Genomic DNA, 21,407 nt, shown 5'->3' with positions numbered 1-21,407 from the left:
GTCGACTGGCTTCGTCGCCACCATGACCTTGACCGCACCCGTTGGCCCGATCACGTCGTTGCCTTCAGCGCGCGGATTACAGCAGCCACCGTCTTGGTATCGGTGCCCCGGCCGACGCGCATCGCGATGCCGTCGATCTCAAGCTCGATCACTCCGACGTCTCGGGTGGCTTGCCCTTCCGCTGCTTCGGTGGATGCCTGGCTACAGGTTCCGGCTCCGTCACAACCGCCGGCACAAAGGCAGGAGAATCTTGCTGCACCGAAGCGACCTCATTCGCCGAAAACTGTGAGGCTTGGTCGCAAACGCGAGCTGGTGGCGGAGACATGTGATGAGTGGAACGTATCACTACAACTCCCGCCGCCGCGATCAGGCCGGCATCGAAGCTCGGATCAAGGACATCTGCGCCACACGGGTCCGTCGGATACCGGCGCGTGCATGTAATGCTCACGCGCGAGGGCTGGGACATCAACATGAAGCGAACCTATCGATTTTACAGGGACTTGGGCCTGCAGCTCAGGAACAATACGCCGAAGCGGCGTGTGAAGGCGAAGCTGGGGAAGGCCGGGAGGAAGCCGTCGGCCCGAACGACGTCGGGGCGATGGACTTCCTCCACAATCAGCTCGCGACGGGCAAGAAGATCCGTGTGCTCACGGTCGTCGACACGTTCCCAGCTATGTGCCTGTGCTCGACCCGCGGTTCAGCTATCGGGCGGAGGATGTGGTCAGGGCATTGGAACAGGTCTGTCCAAAGATCGGCTATCCGAAGACGATCCGCGTCGACCAAGGCTCCGAGTTCATCTCCCGCGACCTCGACCTATGGGCCTACGCGAAAGGCGTGATGCTCGACCTCAGCAGACCGGGAAAGCCCACCGTCAACGCCTACATCGAAGCCTTCAACGGCCGCTTCAGGGCGGAGTGCCTGAACGCCCATTGGTTCTTGACCCTTGCCGACGCCGCCGAAAAGTTGGAGGATTAGCGCAGATACCACAATCCTGTTCATAACACCCATCTGTCTATGTCGTTGAAGCGAATAGGTTTTGCTGATCAGAGTGCGATCCTGTGGGGTATTTTGGATTCTGCCTCGCACGCCAAACAATGCTCTGAGCCACCGGTTCGCCGAGCGTTGATCGGCTGAAGATCCACGGACCATCCGGCAGGGGATGAACCCCGGGATGAACCCCCATCGACCTCGCCTGTCTCGACGGCGAGCCTGAGTGTCTTCGGTGCAATGCCGAGCAAACGCGCCACATCATGGCGCGCCTCCTGCCGTTCCCGAGTGAGGTCGCCGTCGGCGTGGTCGAGGATCAGGCGGACCATCAGCTTCGTCAGCGTCCGGCGCGTCTCGGCGGGCAATGTCTGCCATTGCGGCGTCCGCGGCGTCTCGACATCGTGCGGATTGGAGAACAGATCGAACTGATACGTGGTGAGCTGGCGCGGCATGGACATCTCCGCGATTCGCCTCGTGAGAGCCCAATGCGGCGCTCGAATCTCGCATTTGCGATGGGTACCCGAAGCGGGTGCAACATCCTGCAACAGCGTCGCCAAGGCGCGTAGCGCAGCAATATCGACATGGGGAGCGGCGCCAACCTGCCAGGCGGCGCTAGCCACCCGATCAAACATCCAGGCTGGAATCTCCAGCCACCGATCGGATCCCCGACCAGAGAGGCTGCAACGGAAAACCTCTCCACCCGCCTTCTCGACCTCCTCATTAATATGGGCCAGGCTCCCGGCCCAAGGATGCCACGGTAAAGAAGCTCGTGCTCCGCGATCCCGTGGCCGTTCTGTCGTCGTGTTGGATAACGAGGGTGCGCCCGCATGGGGCGATCGGCAAGGCCCGATTTCGTTGCTCAATCCCGATGGCGCCGCCAGCCCGTCATCGTGAGAAAGCCGGGAAACTCTACCTTCCGGCGGTCCAGAGAATGGTATTAGAGCAAGCCATGCCACGGGTAAAGAAGCTCGTGATCCAAAGACGGGGAGCACCTCAAAACGTGAACAGGGCTAACTTATAAACGCGGACAAACGAGGAGCACGTCAGACCCCGCCAATGGGACAAGCGTATCGGCGTCTAACGCGATCACGTCGGGAATGATGTATTCCAGCTTGCGGAGTTTGTTTCCGCCAAACGCGAGACCGGAGTTGCAGTCCTCGCGTTTGGCTGGATTTCCACCTTTCCCGATGCTTGCCGAGGCGGTCGAGCTTCTCGATGGGCATTGGTCCCAAAGGTGAGCGGATAGGCGTTCGAATTTTCCAGCATGTTCGATCCGGCAACACGGGATCGAGCTGCAATAAGCTTGCACGCGTCATCTCATTGTCTGGCTTCATTTTAAGTTACCTGCCATCTCCAACATTCCCGAAGAGACCTTCAGTATTTCGATTGCCTCCGCATCCCGGCGTGCTTCGACAATTCACCGATGCTTATGGAACCGAAAAACGGCATCAGTCGAGATCAGAACGACCGGAATTGGGTCGCCGCCAATCATAATAAGCGCAGTATTCCGTGAACGATCGCCCGATGTTCATGATTGATTAAAGTGGCACGAAACTGAGCGCTGGCTTATCACCGCGCCTCAACGGAGCAGCGATAAGCCGCCCACCGGAACGAGCTGAGCCACGTCCGAATCATTCCTCACCTCATCATCGTCTGTCGGGTGATATCCAACTTCCTTGCAACTCCCGAAACGCTCGGCTCCTGCCAGCTCTGCAAGCGCAGCCCGACCGCCAAATCAGAAAGAGCACACTTACGAAGTAGGCTACCTGAAGGAGCAGCGAACAAGCCAGCGTTGTGACCACTACTGTGCGGATGGAATGCGAAGCGACGTAGGCAGCCAGAGCGTTGCTGCACAGGACCAGCCACAAAACGCGACAAAAGTTTTTAAAGAGCAACGCCGTTCTCCTGGTTTGTCGGCCATGTCACGCAGCGTCGGCCGCAAGATGGGTCTGGCAGTTCTTGGGGCAAACGCGGGCGCAGGCTCCGCAGCCAACGCAGCGGCCGGCCTGGTCGACGACCATGATCATGCGATTGAGCTCGCCATCGAAATCGTCATCCTCGTCGTCGCAGGCGCCGAGGGTTTCACCCGCGTCATCGACGCCGTAAAGATGCATGACCTCGCGCGAGCAGACCTTGAAACAGCGGCCGCAGCCGATGCAGGTCGTGCCGTCTATAGCGGTGAGATATTCCGGCATCCATCCGGAGCCGTCGCGGGTGGTGAATGTGCTCCTCATCGTAACTTCTTCATTGCAGCGAGCTCTCTCTTGGCACCATCCAACTCGGCAAAAACAGCGGACGTTTCCTCGGCAACTTCCTCTATCTCCGTCCATTTTCCCGGGAGATCCTCTGCAAGGTCGCGCAATTTCATCTTGGCAACCGCCGCGCGCAGCTGAAGCTTTCGGACTTTCTTCCCCATCTCATCTAGCTTTGTCATAAACCCTTCCTCGAAATCGGTTCATCACGCCCGCGCCACGTCGGGATAGGCTTCAATGGCTGCGGTCGCATCGTCGACCAGTTTCGTACCGGCCTCCGCGAGCTTCCAGAACGTCTCGAAGCCGAACCGGTGGACGTCTGGACAGAACGACCAACCGCCCGGCCGTGAAACGCACGCGCCCGAAGCCCTCATGGGGTTTCATCTCCATCATTGGCGGTGTCATCAGGCCGGAGCGCTCCTCGATCGCAAGCTCCACGGCGGTGTAAAACATGTCGAGCCTCCAGAGCACGTCCGGATCGGGATCTCCGATGACAGGGATCGCACGGCGCTGCTTCTGGTGACGATGAAGTCGGCCAGCAGCTCGGCGTCCGATTTGCCTTCCCATAAGCCGCAGGACTCCTGAGCACGGATCAGCCGCACGAGGCATTTGACGAACGGGGGGCAAGGGCCGCCTCGTCCTCGTTGACAGCAGGGCTGACCGCGGTTCAGGCATTTCATATTCTCCTCTGCAGTCCTCTTCTCGATGGACGATTTCCTTTTTCGGAGACGCCTTTTCGTGCAGACTTGCGCAGCCGACGCCCGGCTCGGGGCCGCCAGTTCCAAATAATTGATGCCTCGGTGGCCGAGCTTGGACGTGTCTTCGACTGCGAGGCCTTCCACGCGGATTCGAGTCGAACATCACTTCCACCGTGATGCGGCCGCAGGTCATTACAAGATTCGAGCCTCGAACCCGCTGCAAACAATCCATCTTGTGCCGCATGGGGCCTAGTTGCGGCCACGCCAGGGAAATGGACAAATTGGCCAGTAAACATTCCGACCATCCACCTTTTTAAGTACTCTTCTCGCCCGGCCGCGCTTTAGCCACTTCGGGAAGCTTGTTTTGCGAAACCGCACAGAGAGCGCCGTAACAAACCTTTCCACCCCTGTAGTTGGTCAGAGCCTGCAGCAGATCCCGGAGAAGGTGCTGTTTCAGTTCGTCCGGGATAGGCTCCGAACCGTCCAGTGACTTCAGTGCCAGTTCGACCAACTCGATCGCGCGATCGTTGTTGCCGTTCTCGTGATAGTACCGGGCGACCGCCGGATAAGACCGGAACTTATGGCTGTCGCCTTGTGGGGGATTCAGTGTCAGGATGTGTTGGGACAGTTCCTTGCCCATCGCGAAGCGCTCGGCAGGGGGAAGGCGCGAATGGTTATTAGCCGGATGGAAAAGTTGGTCTAGCGCCGAAACCATCCAATCCTCGGAGTTTTTGTCGATCGCGTCGCGAACCAATTGGCGCATGACGGGCAAGCCGGTCCACATGTCTTGAATTTTGTGAAGCAACAGATGCGCATGAGCCAGGCGGAAATTGATGTCGTCCGGCATCAAGGCGATGCCCTCTTCGATCGCCCAGAGCGCTGTCTTCCAATCTTCTAACTTCACCGCCGCCCAGAATCTGTCATCGATCGGCTGCTTCAACGCTTGTTCGCGCGCGATTGGTTCGCTTGTGGCGGTCCGCTCCGTATCGGCGGCTTTAGCTTTATCGCTGATGCGCCAGCTGCCGTTGAGCACTTTCGGCAAAACCTCATCGAGTTGGCTCGGATGACCGATAAAGGCGATGTGGCCGTCTCGGTCGACCACGAACGAGGTCGGAATCCCAACAGAAAAGCTGGGTTCCCTCCAAAGCTTCTTCATTTCACCTGGGTAGTCGAACGCGATCCGATAGTTCAGATGCGAGCACTTTTCGGTCAACCACGCGTCCAACTTGGTTCGAGCCTCAATGGCCGTTGGAGCGTCTTCATCAGCCGCGACGCCGACGACCTCAAGTCCGCCGTCCTTGTATTTTTCCTGGAGCCGCATCAGATCGAGCATCTCCGCCACACATTGTTCGCACCAAGTTGCCCAAAATTCGACGATATACACTTTGCCGGGTTGGAAGTTCGTCAGGGGCTCGCCACGAAGCCAGGTGTCCACTTTGATCGGAGGAGCTGGTGACTTCATCTGCAATACCATGCTGCTCTCCAAAGCTGTTGCCACAGGTTGCGCGATCTTATGCGCGAGCTTGTTCCCTCTTTAGAGAGGGGCACACGGCAGGAAAAGGAGAGCATCGCTCGTCTCGCGCGTCTGCGTGCAGTCAGCTTTCAGGCAGTGTTGCCGCATCACAATCCGCAAAGGCCGTGCCAGCGCGCTCAGCGGGCAGTAAGCGCATGAATCGCTTGAAAAAGCCTCCAAATGCCAAGATGGCCGGTTGTATTGAAGCCGACATCTTTTCTGCCGCTGTCAGGTTTTGGACAAGCATCACGCGCTTCGCGTCGGCAGAAAAGCGTGGCCACAAATGACTGAACAGGTATTCTGGCTGAGCGACGAGCAGATGGACATCATGACTGGGTTGGCTGCCGCCAGGCTCGTCGTCATCATCCGCTCGCGTCACAAAATCTAGCTTGAGCTTCTTGCCGTTCCGGTCCGGAAGCGGTAGCGATCTCGCCATTTGCGATTGCAAGGGGCCGCTCCATCCGAGCGCGGCCTGTGCCCCTAGCCCGCCTTGCGATTGAATTCCTGGGCTGACGACTCGGGAGTTTTTCACGACCGAAGCCGTCCAGCTGTGGCTCGCCAAACAGCCATCGTCAGATCGACGATAATGTGGCGAAAAAAGTCAGGCCGAGTGCCGGCATGTGCCGGCCGGTGAACTCTCCGGGCTTCCTGCTTTGTGCCGGATATTTCTGTGTTCCCTGTGCTCAGGCGCTGCAGGGACCGCCTAGTGCGAATGTGAGCGTTGTCGGATTTGACCAGCCCCAAAGACCGCTCGGTCGCCACGCGGGTCGGGCCCGGACCGCCTGAACCGCTGAAGATGCGGCCGTCCTGACTCCTAGCCCGGCTATCGTGCCAGACGGTGACACCGTGATTGATACGATCGATTCCTGCCGAACCCGGCAAGAGCCCGACCGTCCCGACTCGAAGTTGAGGGGCGTCGGCCTCGGCACGGTCATCGCGCTGTTCAGCTCCCGGCCAGTAGTCAGGAGAGATCGTGATACCGCCCATACGATGCCGCTGAAACGACTCTCTTTGACCTGACGCCGACCTGCGAAGCCGTGATCTTCACTGCATTGAGGACTGCCCATATCTCTGCCCGGCCGTTGGTCCACGGGGCCTTGGTCGTTCGGTGCTCGATGTTGTTCGTGGCGCAAGCGTATTCGAAAGCATGGGCCCAGAAGCGTTCGCCGTTTGCGATGGCCTCCTTGATCAATGGCACGGCCGAACCGCCGGCGCCGGGCGTCGTGAACTGGATGCCGTTGTCGGTGAGCACGGTGTGGATCTTGTAGGGAACGGCCGCGATCAGGCGCAGCAAGAAGTCTCTTGAGACGGCGGTGGCGGCCTTCTCGTGCAGTTCGACGAAGGCAAACTTCGATGTCCGGTCGATGGCGACGAACATGTGCAGCTTGCCCTGTTCGGTGCGTACCTCGGCGACGTCGATGTGGAAGTAGCCGATCGGATAGCTCTTGAACTTCTTCTTTGCCGGCTTGTCGCCCTCAACGTCCGGCAGGCGGCTGATGCCGTGACGTTGAAGACAACGCTGCAGTGACGAGCGCGTCAGGTGCGGGATCGTCGGTTGTAGGGCATAGAGGCAGTCATCGAGCGGCAACAGAGTGTAGCGCCGGAAGGCGACGATGACGGCCTCCTCCTCGGGCGAGAGAACCGTCGATGCGGGGCTCTTTGGCCCTGTCGGCAGATCGGCCACCGAGGTCCGCTCCCGCCATTTGGCGACCGTCTTCTGGTTGATCCCGTAGCGTTTGGCCAGCGCCCTCAGGCTCTCTTGACTATGCTGTATCGCTCGACGGATCGCCTCTGTCGTCGTGGCGCTCCCATGCAGAACCTGGCCCATAGCGCATCCTTTGATTCGGAGGACAAGGATGCCCCATCAAGGCCTGGGATCAAACATCTAGTCGTCCGGCTTCTCGAGCGAGTAGCCGGCCGACCTGACGGTGCGAATGACGCTACCTGGCGAGGCCGTCTTCAGCGCCTTTCTGATCCGGCTGACATGGACGTCGACGGTGCGTGCACCGATGTGGATATTGTTCGGCCAGGCGGCGTCGATCAGCTCGTCTCGGCTGAAGACCTTGCCGGGATTCTCAAGCAAATGCCGCAGCAGGTTGAACTCGAGAGGTCCGAGATGGATGTCGTGGCCATTGCCGCGAACTCGGTGGGCATCGAGCTTCATCTCAAGGCTGCCGCAGCAGAGCCAGCTGCCGTTTTCGATCCCGTTTGAACCCGGCTTCGGCAGCGCCAGCTTCGTCCGTAGACAGTCGAGCAGCTTGGCCGGCGCGAAGGGCCGCACAAAGCTCTCGTCAATACCTGCCTTCAAGAGATCGAGGTGCTGGTTCTCGGCGCCGGGCGCGATCAGCGCAATTACGGGCAGGCCGCCGGTCCGGGGCTCCCCCTTGAACCGGGCGCAGATTGTGGAGCCTGTCGCGCTTGCCGGCCCGCAGTCCAGTACTACCGCCTGGAGCTCCCGTTCATCGGCCAATGCAAGTGCTTCCTTCACGCCGCCTGCCGGCTCACTCGTGAAGCCGTCCACCCCCAGAATGTGGCTGAGGAACAGATACAACTCCGCATCTTGCGAACAGATCAGGACCCGTGGCTTCATCAGCGCTACCCCAAGAACCACATCGGCCTCGACCGCCTCGATTGAGAGGGCTGGCCATCGCATGTCCTCAAGGCCTGACATGATCCCCTTGACCGAAAATCGGTTCCATCACGCCCGCGCCACCTCGGGATGAGCCTCAATGGCTGCGGTCGCATCGCCGGCCAGTTTGGTACCGGCCGCGGCGAGTTTCCAGAACGTCTCGAAGCCGAACCGATGGACGTCGCGTAGGGTCTTCGACAGAACGACCAACCGCCCGGCCGTGAGAAGCACGCGCCCAAAGCCCTCATGGCTCATCTCCATCATCGGCGATGCCATCAGGCCGGAGCGCTCCTCGATCGCAAGCCCGACGGCGGTGTAAAACCTCTCGAGCCTCCACAGCACGTCCGGATCGGGATCGCCGATGATCGGGATCGCACGGCGCTGTTCCCTGGTGATGATGAAGTCGCCCAGCAGCTCGGCGTCCGATTTGCCTTCCCAAGACCCGTGGGAATCATGAGACCGGACCAGCCGCACGAGACATTTGACGAACGGGGTGGCAAGGGCCGCCTCGTCTTCGGCGACAGCAGGGCTAACCACGGCGTCAGACATTTCGCCCACTCCTCATTTCAGTCCTCGTCCTCGAAGGACGGTTTCTGTTCGGCGACACCTGCCTGCGCCAGCACCTTGCGCAGCCAAGGGGGAGGACACGTCCTGAGCATCATCTGCGTGCGCAACAGCACCTCTTGGATGCTTTGGGGGTGCGGCACTTTGATCGGATGAATTTTTGCCGAAACAACCTTGGCTGCCGAAGGCCCCCCGATAGCCAGACAAAACAGCAGATGACAGCCCTTCAGCGCGGCCACCTTCGGGGTGATGCGGTCATCGCCCTCAGTTCGGTGCTTCCCGCTCTCGTCGGAAACGTCATCGAAGGCTACGGCTTCGACGAGATTCCACTCCTCGCGTCCCACGTCGTAGACAGCAAAGCGCCTGGCCGAACCGAAATGGGCATTGAGGTTCTTCATGTCCTGCGTGGCGATCGCCACGCGCAATGCGCCGGCTTGGCGTTCCGGCGTCGGTGCGTGAACCTCGTCAGTGACGAGCGAGAGGCGACGAACGGAGCTCATCTGGCATTTCTCGCTTACGGAGTGGATCAAGCGCCTCAGTCGTCGGCGCGTGCCGGTTGGCTTCAAAGATGTTGGCAACCTCGAAGATCAGGTCGCGGGTCCCCCGATAGAGGATTGTGAGCTTGTGCTGGCTGCCGAGCCGGTCGAAGATCGGGAAGCCGACCCGCATGAGCGGAATGCTGAGGCGCTGCGCCGCCTGGCGGCCATGGGAATGGGTGACGAGAAGATGAGCGCCGGCGCCAAGAGCTTCCAAATCGCCGAGATCGCCGATCTGAACCGACTGCGCCGGTACTTCCTCCAAAATTTTCGACATGTCGGTCGTGGTGACCGCCGCCGCGATTTCGGAGCCCATTCCGATGAAGAAGCTCGCGAGTTGGTAGAGTTGGTCTGGTTCAGCAGCGATCGCAATTTTCTTGCCTCCAAAGTTGAAATGTCCGTCGAGCAACGCGTCCTGCAACTGCGCCCGGCGACGGCGCACCCGAGCCGGCGCCGGCGCGCCCGAAACCGCGGACAGCAGCGAGACGAACCGGTCGGCGTCCTTCAATCCAGTCAGCGACCGGAACAGCACGTAAGGCACGCCGGTCAACCTCTGCAGCAGCTCGGCCGGGCGGCGCATATGCTCACCGATGACGATGCATTGCTCGGCCGTGCCAAGCTCGCGGATATCCTCGACGCTGGTGCCGCCGTAGGTGGTGGTGACCCAGCGGTCGGGCACCGTACCGTCGAGCGAGCCGGAGACGTCCGGCAGAATCACGGGCTTCAGTCCAAAGCTTTCAACCATCTCACGCAAATGCTCGATATCAGCCACAGTGAGGTTCCAGCCAGGCAGGATCACGATCTTCTTCGACTGCCGCGCCTGCTCGCCGGGCCGCGTAATCCTTTCGATCATCGCGGTGACAGCCTTGGCCCAGCCCTCTTCGATCGCGCCGTCGAAATCCGGTGTGTTGGCTAGCACCACCTCCGTACCCGCGAGTTCTTTCGTGCGCTTCAGCCTGATATTGGCGATATCTCCTGCGCAGTCTTCGCCACGGGTTTCCACCAGCGCCGTCGTGCAGACCCCGATCAGCGTTGGCTTTGTGCGGGCCTTGAGGTTGAGGATTGCCTCTTCCAGATGGTCTGCCCCGCCGAGGATCGTCGCCACCTCGTCCATCGCCGTTGTCTGCAAGGGGATGGCTTCCTTGAAATGCCGCACGAAGAGCACGAGCGCGAAGCTGGTGCACCCCTGGCTGCCGTGGAACAACGGCATCGCGCCGTCGACGCCAAGAAAGGCCAAGGCGGCACCCAGCGGCTGCGATGACTTCAGCGGATTGACCGCCGCCGCTTTGGTCTGGGGAAGGATGCGGACCATCGGCTTTCCTCAACACTCGCCGAAATCGTCGGCCGTCGTGCCGGCGAATTCCTGGACAGCATGCAAGGTCGCGGCCTCGCTTTTCGTGCGCGGCAGTTCCTCCCTCACCGCAGGCTGGCAATCCCATGGTGCCGGCTCCCGCACCTGGCACCAAATCGGGTTATGAATGGCGAGGTCGATCTGGCGTACGAGTTGCACCACGCCTTCATAGCCGGCGTAAGGGTGTTGGCGCTCCTGGTTGATATCGAGCCAGGGTGTCTTGGCCTTCAGCGCGATGAATTGCGTGCGCCCGCCCGACAGCATGATATCGGCCTTGTGTTCTGAGAGCATGGCGTAAAGCTCGCGCGCTGGCATCTGCTCGAACATGTGGTTGTCGTCCTTGAGGATCTGCTTGATGCGCTCCTTGTCTTCGACGGTCGACTTCTTGACAGAGGTGCCGACGATCTCGATGCCGATCTCCATCAGCGCATGGACGACCGACCAGGACTTCACACCGCCGGTGTTGAGCAGCACGCGCTTGCCTTCGAGCCTCGGCCGGTAGGCCGCGAGCTTCTTCCAAGCGATCGCCTCCTCATCTGCAATCATTGCCTCGGTGCGGTCGAGGATCTCCGGATCGGCACCCTTCTTCACGAGCAGCTGAGAGATCTGTCGGAGCGCTTCCGAGGTGTCGGTGATGCCGTAGAAGGAGCCCTCGAAGAACGGAATATCCCAGCGCTGCTCCATCTTGCGGGCGAGATTGATGAGCGCGGTCGAGCACACCATCATAGCCGCCCGGGCGCGGTGCGCGGAGGCAATGTCGAGGTAACGCGCGTCGCCCGGAATGCAGGCGCGCACCCGGATGCCGAGCCGATCCAGCAGCGGCTTCACCAGCCAAAATTCGCCCGAGAGGTTGAATTCGCCAAGAATGTTGATGTCGTAAGGGCCGGCATCGTCGGGCTCCACCGTGCCGATGACATGCTCGAGCAACGCCTCGCCGGCAAGCTTGTTGCCGAGATTCTTGGAGCCGACGAAGCCCGGCGCATTGACCGGCACCACCGGTAGGCCGAACTTTTCCGCAGCGCGCCTGCAGACTGCCTCGATGTCGTCGCCGATCAGCGCCGTCACGCAGGTCGGATAGACGAAGATAGCCGGCGGCCTATGCGCTTCCTTGATCTCGCGGATCGCTTTGAAGAGTTTCCGCTCGCCCTGCCCCATCACAATATCGAGTTCGGTGAGATCGGTGGTGAAGCTTGTGCGCCACAGCGTTGGCCCGGACGAAGCCGCACCGCGGTTGTCCCAGGAATTGCCCTCGCAGGCGAGCGGCGCATGGATCAAATGCGCAACGTCGGTGATCGGCTGCAGCACGATCTTGGCGCCATCGAAGGCACAGCCGCCGCCCGCCGCCCCGGGGGTCAGTGGCTTCGAACAGCCCTTTTTGCGCGCCTTGGCATCCTTGCCGCGGTTCTGCTCGCAGGCGGGCTCGTTGAAGACATCCTGGATCTTGGCTCTGAGCGAGGACATTGCGTCGGTCTCCAAAGTCCCTCGAGAAGACGACCGGCCAAAGCCGACCGTCACGCTTAGCGGGTGAGGTCATACGAATAGTCCGTCACGCCCGTCTCGCTTGTCTCGCGATCGAGCTTGTCGAAGATCTTGTCGAGGATCGTCGTCAGTACGCGCAACCCGCCTTGGTAGCCCATGAGCGCAAAGCGATGGTGATGGTGGCGGTCGAAGATCGGAAAGGCCAGCCGGATCAGCGGCGTGCCGGTGTCGCGCTCCAGATACTTGCCATAGGAGCTGCCGATCAGCAGGTCTACCGGCTCGGTGAAAAGCAGCGAGCGCATCGCCCAGAGGTCCTTGCCCGCCCAGACTTGAGCATCCTTGCCGAAGGGCGATGATGCAAGCAGCTCCTTCAACTCCGCTTCCCATGCCGAGGTGCCGTTGGTGGCGAGGCAATGGGTCGGCTCGCCACCCGTCTCCATGATGAAGCGGGCCATGGCGTAGACAAAGTCCGGATCGCCATAGATGGCGTATTTCTTACCGTGCAGCCAGGATTGGCTGTCCGCCATGGCGTCAACAAGTCGGCCGCGCTCCAGGCGGATTGCCTCGGGGATTTGCTTCCCGGAAATCGCGGAGACCTCCATCAGGAAGTCGTCGGTCGCCTGGACTCCGAGCGGGTAATGGAACGAGGCAGTCGCCTGCCCTACCCCCTCGCAATACTCCAGTGTTTTTCGGGTGTTGTAATGTTGTAGCGAAAGTGTCGCTTCGGCGTTGAGCGCCTTCCTCACGTCTTCGATCTTGGTGCCGCCGTCGTACATGCGGTATTCGCCGTCCGACGGCGTGTCGAACTGGTCCGAGGCGTCTTGGATTAAGGTATAGGACACGCCTATCAGATCGAGCAGGCGCTTGAGTTCCCGGTTGTTGCCCACGCAAAAGCCGTCGAAACCCGGAATGACATTGATGGTCCCCTCGGCTTCCGTGCGCTCCTCGCCTTTCCAGAAATGCTCCAAAATGCCCTTGACCGTAACGTCATAGCCGTCGACATGGCTACCGACGAAGGCCGGCGTGTGGGCGAAGGGCACGTCGAAGTCGCGCGGAACCGAGCCTTGGTCCTTGGCGTTCTCGATGAAGCTGTGCAGGTCGTCGCCAATGACCTCGGCCATACAAGTCGTCGAGACGGCGATCATCTTCGGGTCGTAAAGTTGGTACGTGTTGGCGAGCCCGTCGACCATGTTCTTCAGGCCACCGAACACTGCCGCGTCCTCGGTCATCGAGGAGGAAACTGCCGAAGCAGGCTCCTTGAAATGGCGCGACAGGTGCGAGCGGTAATAGGCCACGCAGCCCTGGCTGCCGTGGACGAAGGACATGGTTCGCTCGAAGCCCGCGGCCGCGAACACCGCGCCAAGCGGCTGGCAGGCCTTGGCGGGGTTCACGACAAGCGCTTCGCGAGCGAGGTTCTTTTCTCGGTATTCCCACGTCTTGGTGAATTCGCGTTGGTCGGTAACGACCTGGTCCGGGTGCGGACATTCGAAATTCAGCCTCTTCTCGGCGAGCATCTGCCTGTATTCCGGCTCGCGGAACAGGGGAGCGTGGTCGAGAACTTTTTCAGCCAGCTGCGGCATGGGTGGTTACCTCTTTCCATCTGGCCCGCCATACGGCGGCACAGGGACGTCGAAACGTTTCAGGTCTCCCGCGGACAAAGCGCCACAGGCGTTCAACGGCCTCCCGGCTTCCGGGAGGCCAGGTTTTCATTCGGCTGCGATCGCCGCCGACGGCTCGGCTTTTTTCTTCCAGGGGGCGTCGTAGAGGTTCCAGACTGGGTTGTTGATGGCCAGATCCATGTCGCGGGCGAAGATGGCGAAGCCGTCGTAGCCGTGATACGGGCCGGAATAATCCCAGGAATGCATTTGACGGAACGGTATGCCCATCTTCTGGACCGGGTACTTTTCTTTAATGCCGGAGCCAACGAGATCAGGACGGATCCCCTCGATGAACTTCTCCAGCTCGTAACCAGTCACGTCGTCATAGATCAGCGTGCCCTTCTTCACGTAATGACCGGTACGCTGATAGTCGTCGTTATGGCCAAATTCATAGCCAGTGCCGACGATCACCATGCCTAGATCCTCATATGCCGTGACGACGTGACGGGGGCGCAGCCCGCCGACATAGAGCATCACCGTCCTGCCTTCGAGGCGCGGCCGGTACTTGGCAATGACGGCATCGACCAACGGCCGGTATTTGGCGATGACCGCCTCGGCCTTGGCCTCGATTTCCGGCCCGAAATGCTTGGCTATCTTGCGCAGAGAGGCTTCAGTCTGGGAGGGGCCGAAAAAATTGTACTCCATCCAGGCGATGCCATACTTTTCCTCCATATGCCGGCAGATGTAGTTCATCGACCTGTAGCAATGGATGAGATTGAGCCTGGCCTTTGGCGCTCGTTCTATTTCGGCCAGCGTAGCGTCGCCCGACCAGTTGCCGACCACGCGCAGGCCCATCTCCTCGAGCAGGATGCGGGAAGCCCAGGCGTCGCCGCCGATGTTGTAGTCGCCGATCACATTGACATCGTACGGGCTGGCCTCGAACTCGACGTCCTTCTTCTCGAACACCCAGTCGCGGATCGCGTCGTTGGCGATGTGGTGGCCGAGTGATTGCGAGACGCCGCGGAAGCCCTCGCAGCGCACTGGCACGATCGTCTTTTCGTGCTCCTTGGCCTTGTTGCGGGACACCGCTTCGGTGTCGTCGCCAATCAGGCCGATCGGACATTCGGATTGCACGCTCATGCCTTTGTTCAGCGGAAACAGTTCCTCGATCTCGTCGATGATCCGTTCCAGCTTCTTGTCGCCGCCGAAAACAATGTCCTTCTCCTGGAAATCGGAGGTGAACTGCATCGTGACGAACGTGTCGATGCCCGTCGTGCCGACATAGTAGTTGCGGCGTTGAGACCAGGAATATTGCCCGCAGCCGACCGGGCCGTGCGAGATATGGACCATATCCTTGACTGGACCCCACACCACGCCTTTCGAGCCGGCATATGCGCAGCCGCGGATCGTCATCACCCCGGGGATGGACTTGATGTTCGATTTGACCTCGCATTCGGAAAGGACCTCGTTTTCCTCGCCAGCGTCGTCGCCGCTCTTTGCGACGCTGAGGTGCTTTTTGCGGCGCTTCGCCGCCTTGTCAGGATATTGCGACAGCACCTGCTCGATAAGCTTCGCATGGAGGGCGCCGTCATTCTCGTATTCCAGGCTCATGGGACCCCTTTCAAGGTTCAGGGTGACGCCTCACCAACGAGGCGCCGTTCTTTGAAAGGCGCGCCAGGTCAAGGCCGCGCCTCGTTCGGCAGCGGTCGTTACTGTGCGGCCGCCTTGGCCGCTTCCTTGACCTGAAGCTCGGCAAGCATCTGCTCGTCAGTCTTCATGATGCCGAAGTCGAGCAGCATTTCCTCGAGCTCCTCCATGGTGATCGGGGTCGGGATGGTGCCCTGGCCCGAATTGGCATGGATCTTCTCGGCCAGCGCCCGGTATTCCCCGGCCTGCTTGGAGTCCGGCGCATATTGAATGACAGACATCTTCCTGAGTTCGGCGTGCTGGACGATGTTATCGCGCGGCACGAAGTGGATGAGCTTGGAATTGAGCCTGGAAGCCAGCGCTTCGGCGAGGTCGAGCTCGCGATCGGTTTGGCGCTCGTTGCAGATCAGGCCGCCGAGCCGCACGCCGCCCGAATGGGCGTATTTCAGGATGCCTTTGGCGATGTTGTTGGCGGCATAGAGCGCCATCATCTCGCCGGACATGACGATATAGATTTCCTGGGCCTTGTTCTCGCGGATCGGCATCGCGAAACCGCCGCACACCACATCCCCGAGCACGTCGTAGGAGACATAGTCGACATCGTCGTAGGCACCGTTCTCCTCGAGGAAGTTGATCGAGGTGATCACGCCGCGGCCGGCGCAGCCGACACCCGGCTCAGGGCCGCCCGACTCCACGCATTTGATGCCTTTGTAGCCGACCTTGAGCACGTCCGCGAGTTCCAGGTCTTCCACCGAACCTTCCTCTGCCGCGAGGTGCAGGACTGTATCCTGCGCCTTCGCGTTCAGGATCAGGCGGGTGGAGTCGGCTTTGGGGTCACAGCCGACGATGAGGATTCTCTGCCCGAGGTCGACAAGGGCGGCGAGCGTATTTTGGGAGGTGGTGGACTTGCCGATGCCGCCCTTGCCGTAAAAGGCGATCTGACGCAAACCTGACATGTAGCTTTCCTTCCTTCGTTCCATTCATCGCGGCTGCCGCGACATGAATGCCGGTCGGGCAGCTGTCGCCGCCTCGCACCCAAGGATCTCAAGACTCGTGCCAATTTGGCTGATCGAACCGAAGAATAATTTCATGGTTGCTTTTCAGGGATTTAGCTTGAGGCCAAAGAAAGGATCGTCGGAACAAGCCGTGTAGCGGAGCCGACAATGGCGACATAAAGCGTCGGATCGCGATCCTCAGTCACCGCATTCGTGAACCGCATCGTTGTGTCGAGGTGGGCGAACAGCATCTCGACCTCTAGCGTTAATTGCGGGATGCTGCGAACTCTTCTGTTCCGGCGAGCTGACGTACTTGGTTCTCGCGTGTCCTCATCGACACTGCGCGGAATCTTGCGCGCCACGCTGGCATACCATCGATCCACGGCCATCCATCCGGGGCCACGGGCGGATAATTCCGCCATATCACCAACCCAAGGGGACTCGGCTCACTTATCGGCGCAGGAGTTCAGTATCGGCGTCATCGCCTTCACATGTTCGTCGATCCGCTCGAGCACTTTCGCTGCGACAACGTCGCGCTCAGGCAGATGCCACCAGTGCTCGTTCACGAGTTCGACGGTCTCGACCACTGCCTTCAGGACTGCCGGCTCCGGAAGCCTTGCACGGTTCGCAAATGCTTTCCATCGCGGTGCTGCTAGCGCCTTGAACGAGCGCTCCCCTCCAAGTGAAAGCGCCATGGCGTCGGCGGGAATATATGGCACGGTCGACAGAACGTCGTAGATTGGTGCAAGCACCGGCTTGTCGCCGTTGCCTGGATAAATCAAAGACCAGTTCTTCAGGTGCATGTCGCCATTGCCGGTGATGACCGTCAGCACCACGCGGCGGACGAATTCGAGAGCCGCCGTAGGCGAGACGGCCACGCCAAGGGCCAAGGCTATGTCGTGATAAGCGGCCCCCTCATATTTGCGTGAGGGATAGACACCAAAGACCTGAGCGAAATCCTCGATGTGTATCCTCTCGCCATCGGCGCCGCGATCGAAGCGTTTGACGAGAAGGACCTTGCCCTCCGACAGCGTGTTGAATTCTTCGGGAACGCCCTCAAAATCGGACTTCTCGACCAGTTCGCATTCAGGAACCTCCATGCCGATTGCTGCAGCCAGCGCCAGATTGGCGAATTCGTTCTCGGAAACGCCCGGAAACGCCGTCGAAGGGAACTTGGCGATGTACCGGCCCTGCTCGTCGTCCATCGGCAAGGTAAGGCCGCCGCCTTTTCCAGTGTTCTTCATGACCGACAGCTTCATTTGCACGCCGGCAAGTGAGAACCGTGCCTTGGGCTTATCCTTTGAAGCATCTTGCGAAACCGCTATCGCGCCGTCACTGGGCAACGCCCGTACGGCTCCCGGCAGATCGGCGCCCAGCGCCGCTAAAAGATCGAAATCATTGCCTGGCCGCACATTGCCTTCGTGGTGCTTTTCCATCGCCTCGCGCAATTTCTCCTCCGGCAGGAGGTTCGCGAAGAAAGCGGGCAAGGCGCCCGCCAGAGGCTTCGGATCTTTCCGCAATCCTCCCGTCGCTGCCCGGAACGACAGGCTGAAAACCGGAAAGCCGCCCGTCGCGCGGTAGGCCTCATCGAAATTGAATGCATTGAAATCGCCCGGCGTCCTAACGATTGTGCCGATCTTCAGTGCGTTCAAGAGCACGTCCAGCGACGGGATCGTCTTAGGTGCGCGAAAGACTGGAGCCATGATCGTCATCGTCAGGTTGAGAAACAAAGGCGGGTCGATCGTCATCATCATGCGGACGCAATAGAGCCTGGACAGCCGGCACCATGACTTGCGGAACCAGCATCATTTCCAGACCGAGCGCGCGAGCGATATTCATGAGCGTCGTCGCACGCGCCGCTGCGGCTCCCTTTTCGATGTCGCGATAGCGGGGACGGGATATACCCGCCAAGTCAGCGACCTGCTCCTGCGTCATGGCAGCGGCCAGCCTCGCCTGCCTGAAAAGCCCACCGATTTCGCGCAAAATTTCCGATTCAGAGTCGATCATGATACGTATACGATCTATTCCAATCCGCAATGATACGCAAAGGTATCTCATCCAGCGAGCAAGTCAAAACTTTTATGATCTGTTCGCGTATCATATATGAAGATAATGATATGCAAAGAGATCAATCCTTCTTCGAGGATCTCTCAGGCTTTAGCGCCGCACAGCGAGCGACGTTCCTCCGAGAACAGCTGCTATGGCCACCGGGCTCCTCTGATGGCGCCGCCGGTTTGCCAGGCTTCTTGCGGCCTGCGGCCTGGCGCTGCTCTTCTTTTTCGGCCTCGATCCGGCGCTCTTCTTGCGCCCCCAGCTTGGCCTCGGCTTCCAGCGACGCCATCGCCTGCTGGATCTTGGCCAGCCGGTTCTGCTTGTCGCCGGCCCAATCCGGCATCTCGTCGCCGCGCTTGTCCTTGCCGAAAGTCACGTCGTCCTCGGCATCCGCGGCCTCGGCCGCCGTCAGCATGCGAGCGACCTCGGCTTTCAATTCCAGCTCGCGCTTCTTCATGCGCTCATAACTCATCGCCTTGTGTTTCGACGCGTTCGCCTTGATCTTCTTGCCATCCAGCGCGACATGGCCGATTTTGACCAATCCTGCCGTCGCACACAGCTTCAGAACCTGCACGAACAGCGCCACGAGCGCCTTCAAATGCCGCTTGCGGAAGTCGCTGATCGTCCGGAAATGCGGCGGATCGAGCGCCACGATAATCACAAAATCATTCCGTTCGCGGCAGGCCCTGGCCGGCTGTTTTCGCCAGCTTTGGGCCATCCACCGCCTGTCGCGTTCCTTCGCGCCCCTCTGTCCCTCCAGCATCAAAAGGGCCGTCGCGGCGCACCCGCCCTTCCTGCTCAAATCACATTCAATTCCCGAAACGGCCGCCCGTCGGCGATCCGGCTGTACCCGAACGCCGAGCAATCCACCGTGCGATAGCCGCCATGCACGATCAGTTCGCCCAGCGCTTTGCCGACCGCCGGCGCCTGCTGCAAGCCGTGGCCGGAAAAACCGTTGGCGAAGAAGAAATTCCCGACCTCGGGATGCGGGCCGATCACCGCGTTCTGGTCGAGCGTGTTGTAGTCGTAATGGCCGACCCAGGCCCGCGTCGGCTTGATCGCCTCGAAGGCCGGAATGCGGGTCGCCAGCACCGGCCAGATCACCTCCTCGAACAGCGGCCAGTCGGGCTCGAAATCGCCGGGGTCGGCGGGGCCTTCGCCCTCTTCCGGCTCGGCGCCGCCGGTGATGTAGACCGAACCTTCCGGCCGGACATAGATGCCGCTCGGGTCGACCAGCAGCGGCATGTCGTCATATTTTTCGCGCGCCTCGAAGACGAAGACATTGCGCTTGCGCGGCTCCACCGGCAGCGCCAGCCCGGCCATTGCTGCCACCTTGCCGGCATTCGGCCCGGCGGCGTTAACGACGGTGCCGGCCTCGAGCCGCTCGCCATTGTCGAGGGTCACACCGGCGACGCGCTTCCCCTGCCGTTCGATACCGGTCACCGACGCCGTGATGAAATCGATGTTCTTGCTTCGCAGTGCCTTGCTGAACAGCATCAGCATCGCATGCGCGTCGAACCAGCCTTCGCCGCTGCGGCCATAGGCGCCGGCGGAAATGCCCTCGACCGACAGCCACGGAAAGCGGCGGACGAGCGCCTCCGCATCCTCGAGCACGATGTCGGCGCCCTCGGCCATCTGCGCCCTCGTGGTTGGCCCGCAGGATCGGCAGCCCGTTCTCGCCGGCAAGGATGAGGTAGCCGCCTTCGCGAAAGCCGATATCGGCGTCCGCGCCAAACTCTTCCCTGAGCCGCCGGAACAGTTTCAGCGTGAACTGCGACAGCCGGATGTTTTCCGGGATCGAGAACTGCTGGCGGATGGAGGCGCAGGACAGCGTGGTCGCCGCATGGGAAAATTGCGGGTCGCGCTCGACAAGCGCGATCGAGCCCGAAAACCCTTCCTCGCGCAGATAATAGGCGACCGAGGAGCCGACGATGGCTCCGCCGATGATGATGACGTCGTAATGCACTTTTTCGCCTTTCCGGTTCTAGGCGCCCGCCGCGTGCGGGCGATGCCGGCATCAACCGGCGGGCAGATGTGCCGAGGGCAACAAGCGCGCCTGACGCAACGCCGCCAGATCAGCCGAGCCGGTGCAGAAGCAGGCGACGGCCAACTGGCGGATGACGATCTCGAAATGCGCGACAACCGCCTCGGTGGATACCCTAGCCGCGCGCAGCACGCCGGCCGCCTGCCCGGCGATGTCCGCGCCCAGGCGGATGGCCTTGGCCACGTCGACGCCGTCGCGGACCCCGCCCGACGCGATCAGCTTCACCCTTGGCAGCGCCCGACGTACCGCCTGCACGCTGGCCGGGGTCGGAATCCCCCAATCGGCGAACGCCATCGCTACTGAGCGGTCGGCGGCATCGCGGGCGCGCTCGCCCTCCACCGCGGCCCAACTGGTGCCGCCGGCGCCGGCGACATCAATCACCACCACGCCCGCCTCGACGAGCGCACAGGCCACCGAAGCGGACAGGCCCGACCCCACTTCCTTGGCCACGATCGGCACGCCCACGCTGCGCGCGGCGCGAGCGATCTGCGCCAGGACGCCGCGCCAGTCGCGGTCGCCCTCCGGCTGTACCGCCTCCTGCAGCGGATTGAGATGGACGATGAGTCCATCGGCCTCCAGCGCATCCACCGCCCGGCGCGCCAGGTCGAGGCCGTCGGCCTCGCGCAGTTGCGCGGCGCCGATATTGGCCAGCAAGGGAATGTCTGGGGCCAGGCGGCGCAGCGCGCGCGTCAGCCCCTGGGAGTTGCGGGATCGCAGGCTCACGCGCTGCGAACCGACGCACATCGCGATCCCCAAGGCTTGCGCTGCCTCGCTCAGATGCCGGTTGATGGCCTCGGCGCGTGGCATGCCGCCGGTCATTGAGCTGATCAGCAGCGGCGCGCGCATGGTCTTGCCCAGCAGCGAGGCGCGCAGGTCGATCTGCGTCAGGTCCAACTCGGGCAATGCGCAGTGTTCGAAACGGATGTACTCCCAGCCGGCGGCGACCGTGGCCGACGCCGTTCGCCGATCCAGCACGATGTCCAGATGGTCGTCCTTGCGCCGGCTCAGGGCGGTGTCGCTCATGCTCGCTCCATCCGTCGCATCGGGCGACGGCGTTGCGTC

Annotated in this window: 18 protein-coding genes and 6 pseudogenes; 1 reads left to right on the top strand and 23 read right to left on the bottom strand. The window is 61.1% G+C overall.

Translation table 11 applies throughout. From position 1 onward, the window contains the following. Positions 1-337: 337 nt before the first annotated feature. Positions 338-972: pseudogene (locus NKH89_RS24120) on the top strand (DDE-type integrase/transposase/recombinase); the annotation flags it as partial. A gap of 71 nt (positions 973-1,043) precedes the next feature. On the opposite strand, the gene NKH89_RS24115 reads toward NKH89_RS24120, so the two are convergent. The 23 genes and pseudogenes from NKH89_RS24115 to fni form a co-directional block, all read right to left on the bottom strand. Then, positions 1,044-1,619, bottom strand: a complete 576-nt coding sequence (locus tag NKH89_RS24115; RefSeq protein WP_352910285.1) for a hypothetical protein — start codon at positions 1,617-1,619, stop codon at positions 1,044-1,046. A gap of 416 nt (positions 1,620-2,035) precedes the next feature. Then, positions 2,036-2,253, bottom strand: a pseudogene (locus NKH89_RS24110) (1-aminocyclopropane-1-carboxylate deaminase); the annotation flags it as partial. Between the two features lie 380 nt (positions 2,254-2,633). After that, a complete protein-coding gene (locus tag NKH89_RS24105) occupies positions 2,634-2,789 on the bottom strand; it encodes an exopolysaccharide production repressor protein (RefSeq protein ID WP_352910305.1) in 156 nt (51 codons plus the stop codon). 120 nt (positions 2,790-2,909) lie between these two features. After that, positions 2,910-3,221, bottom strand: a complete 312-nt coding sequence (gene fdxB / locus NKH89_RS24100; RefSeq protein WP_352910283.1) for a ferredoxin III, nif-specific — start codon at positions 3,219-3,221, stop codon at positions 2,910-2,912. Beyond that, on the bottom strand, positions 3,218-3,421 hold the full coding sequence (locus NKH89_RS24095) for a CCE_0567 family metalloprotein (protein ID WP_352910281.1): 204 nt from the start codon (positions 3,419-3,421) through the stop codon (positions 3,218-3,220). Before NKH89_RS24095 ends, fdxB begins: the two co-directional genes overlap by 4 nt. A gap of 24 nt (positions 3,422-3,445) precedes the next feature. Next, positions 3,446-3,903 (bottom strand): annotated as a pseudogene (locus NKH89_RS24090) (NifX-associated nitrogen fixation protein); the annotation flags it as partial. A gap of 347 nt (positions 3,904-4,250) precedes the next feature. After that, positions 4,251-5,411, bottom strand: a complete 1,161-nt coding sequence (locus NKH89_RS24085) for a TlpA disulfide reductase family protein (protein ID WP_352910279.1) — start codon at positions 5,409-5,411, stop codon at positions 4,251-4,253. Positions 5,412-5,532: 121 nt separating this feature from the next. After that, positions 5,533-5,898 (bottom strand): hypothetical protein, encoded by a 366-nt coding sequence (locus NKH89_RS24080; protein WP_352910276.1) that lies wholly within the window; start codon positions 5,896-5,898, stop codon positions 5,533-5,535. Positions 5,899-6,423: 525 nt separating this feature from the next. Next, positions 6,424-7,278 (bottom strand): annotated as a pseudogene (locus tag NKH89_RS24075) (DDE-type integrase/transposase/recombinase); the annotation flags it as partial. A gap of 57 nt (positions 7,279-7,335) precedes the next feature. After that, positions 7,336-8,001 (bottom strand): response regulator transcription factor, encoded by a 666-nt coding sequence (locus NKH89_RS24070; protein ID WP_502896932.1) that lies wholly within the window; start codon positions 7,999-8,001, stop codon positions 7,336-7,338. Positions 8,002-8,148: 147 nt separating this feature from the next. Beyond that, positions 8,149-8,628, bottom strand: coding sequence for a NifX-associated nitrogen fixation protein (locus NKH89_RS24065; protein WP_352910270.1), 480 nt, complete (start codon positions 8,626-8,628; stop codon positions 8,149-8,151). A gap of 17 nt (positions 8,629-8,645) precedes the next feature. Beyond that, entirely contained in the window at positions 8,646-9,143 is a 498-nt protein-coding gene (gene nifX / locus NKH89_RS24060) for a nitrogen fixation protein NifX (RefSeq protein WP_352910268.1), read from the bottom strand. After that, on the bottom strand, positions 9,109-10,491 hold the full coding sequence (nifN, locus tag NKH89_RS24055) for a nitrogenase iron-molybdenum cofactor biosynthesis protein NifN (RefSeq protein ID WP_352910265.1): 1,383 nt from the start codon (positions 10,489-10,491) through the stop codon (positions 9,109-9,111). The genes nifX and nifN overlap by 35 nt, the downstream gene beginning before the upstream one ends. A gap of 9 nt (positions 10,492-10,500) precedes the next feature. Then, positions 10,501-11,991: a nitrogenase iron-molybdenum cofactor biosynthesis protein NifE gene (gene nifE / locus NKH89_RS24050; protein ID WP_352910262.1), complete on the bottom strand. Its 1,491-nt coding sequence runs from the start codon at positions 11,989-11,991 to the stop codon at positions 10,501-10,503. A gap of 56 nt (positions 11,992-12,047) precedes the next feature. Beyond that, positions 12,048-13,589 carry a nitrogenase molybdenum-iron protein subunit beta gene (gene nifK, locus NKH89_RS24045; RefSeq protein WP_352910259.1) on the bottom strand — a complete coding sequence of 514 codons (1,542 nt, stop codon included), beginning with the start codon at positions 13,587-13,589 and terminating at the stop codon, positions 12,048-12,050. A 126-nt stretch (positions 13,590-13,715) separates the two neighbouring features. Continuing rightward, positions 13,716-15,218, bottom strand: a complete 1,503-nt coding sequence (gene nifD, locus NKH89_RS24040) for a nitrogenase molybdenum-iron protein alpha chain (RefSeq protein WP_352910256.1) — start codon at positions 15,216-15,218, stop codon at positions 13,716-13,718. Between the two features lie 98 nt (positions 15,219-15,316). Beyond that, on the bottom strand, positions 15,317-16,210 hold the full coding sequence (gene nifH, locus NKH89_RS24035) for a nitrogenase iron protein (protein WP_352456984.1): 894 nt from the start codon (positions 16,208-16,210) through the stop codon (positions 15,317-15,319). A gap of 152 nt (positions 16,211-16,362) precedes the next feature. Next, the gene (locus NKH89_RS24030; protein WP_352910252.1) at positions 16,363-16,671 is read right to left on the bottom strand and encodes a hypothetical protein; all 309 of its coding nucleotides are present in this window, start codon (positions 16,669-16,671) and stop codon (positions 16,363-16,365) included. A gap of 24 nt (positions 16,672-16,695) precedes the next feature. After that, on the bottom strand, positions 16,696-17,952 hold the full coding sequence (locus NKH89_RS24025; protein ID WP_352910250.1) for a type II toxin-antitoxin system HipA family toxin: 1,257 nt from the start codon (positions 17,950-17,952) through the stop codon (positions 16,696-16,698). After that, positions 17,927-18,256, bottom strand: a complete 330-nt coding sequence (locus tag NKH89_RS24020; protein ID WP_352542096.1) for a helix-turn-helix domain-containing protein — start codon at positions 18,254-18,256, stop codon at positions 17,927-17,929. The genes NKH89_RS24025 and NKH89_RS24020 overlap by 26 nt, the downstream gene beginning before the upstream one ends. A 501-nt stretch (positions 18,257-18,757) precedes the next feature. Next, positions 18,758-18,941: pseudogene (locus NKH89_RS35865) on the bottom strand (transposase); the annotation flags it as partial. A 158-nt stretch (positions 18,942-19,099) separates the two neighbouring features. Beyond that, positions 19,100-20,267 (bottom strand): annotated as a pseudogene (locus NKH89_RS24010) (NAD(P)/FAD-dependent oxidoreductase). A 51-nt stretch (positions 20,268-20,318) separates the two neighbouring features. Beyond that, the gene (gene fni / locus NKH89_RS24005) at positions 20,319-21,368 is read right to left on the bottom strand and encodes a type 2 isopentenyl-diphosphate Delta-isomerase (protein ID WP_352910248.1); all 1,050 of its coding nucleotides are present in this window, start codon (positions 21,366-21,368) and stop codon (positions 20,319-20,321) included. Between the last annotated feature and the right edge of the window lie 39 nt (positions 21,369-21,407).

The sequence above is a fragment of the Mesorhizobium sp. M0923 genome (genome assembly GCF_040319365.1).
Classification (GTDB): Bacteria; Pseudomonadota; Alphaproteobacteria; order Rhizobiales; family Rhizobiaceae; genus Mesorhizobium.
Note: the sequence above shows the minus strand (reverse complement) of the source record. Positions and strands in the feature narration are given on the sequence as shown.

Excerpts from the sequence above, each read along its gene's own strand:
- NKH89_RS24115 (WP_352910285.1), bottom strand. The coding sequence starts at position 1,619 with ATGTTTGATCGGGTGGCTAGCGCCGCCTGGCAGGTTGGCGCCGCTCCC.
- fdxB (WP_352910283.1), bottom strand. The coding sequence starts at position 3,221 with ATGAGGAGCACATTCACCACCCGCGACGGCTCCGGATGGATGCCGGAA.
- NKH89_RS24095 (WP_352910281.1), bottom strand. The coding sequence starts at position 3,421 with ATGACAAAGCTAGATGAGATGGGGAAGAAAGTCCGAAAGCTTCAGCTG.
- NKH89_RS24085 (WP_352910279.1), bottom strand. The coding sequence starts at position 5,411 with ATGGTATTGCAGATGAAGTCACCAGCTCCTCCGATCAAAGTGGACACC.
- NKH89_RS24065 (WP_352910270.1), bottom strand. The coding sequence starts at position 8,628 with ATGTCTGACGCCGTGGTTAGCCCTGCTGTCGCCGAAGACGAGGCGGCC.
- nifX (WP_352910268.1), bottom strand. The coding sequence starts at position 9,143 with ATGAGCTCCGTTCGTCGCCTCTCGCTCGTCACTGACGAGGTTCACGCA.
- nifN (WP_352910265.1), bottom strand. The coding sequence starts at position 10,491 with ATGGTCCGCATCCTTCCCCAGACCAAAGCGGCGGCGGTCAATCCGCTG.
- nifE (WP_352910262.1), bottom strand. The coding sequence starts at position 11,991 with ATGTCCTCGCTCAGAGCCAAGATCCAGGATGTCTTCAACGAGCCCGCC.
- nifK (WP_352910259.1), bottom strand. The coding sequence starts at position 13,589 with ATGCCGCAGCTGGCTGAAAAAGTTCTCGACCACGCTCCCCTGTTCCGC.
- nifD (WP_352910256.1), bottom strand. The coding sequence starts at position 15,218 with ATGAGCCTGGAATACGAGAATGACGGCGCCCTCCATGCGAAGCTTATC.
- nifH (WP_352456984.1), bottom strand. The coding sequence starts at position 16,210 with ATGTCAGGTTTGCGTCAGATCGCCTTTTACGGCAAGGGCGGCATCGGC.
- NKH89_RS24030 (WP_352910252.1), bottom strand. The coding sequence starts at position 16,671 with ATGGCGGAATTATCCGCCCGTGGCCCCGGATGGATGGCCGTGGATCGA.
- NKH89_RS24025 (WP_352910250.1), bottom strand. The coding sequence starts at position 17,952 with ATGGCTCCAGTCTTTCGCGCACCTAAGACGATCCCGTCGCTGGACGTG.
- NKH89_RS24020 (WP_352542096.1), bottom strand. The coding sequence starts at position 18,256 with ATGATCGACTCTGAATCGGAAATTTTGCGCGAAATCGGTGGGCTTTTC.
- fni (WP_352910248.1), bottom strand. The coding sequence starts at position 21,368 with ATGAGCGACACCGCCCTGAGCCGGCGCAAGGACGACCATCTGGACATC.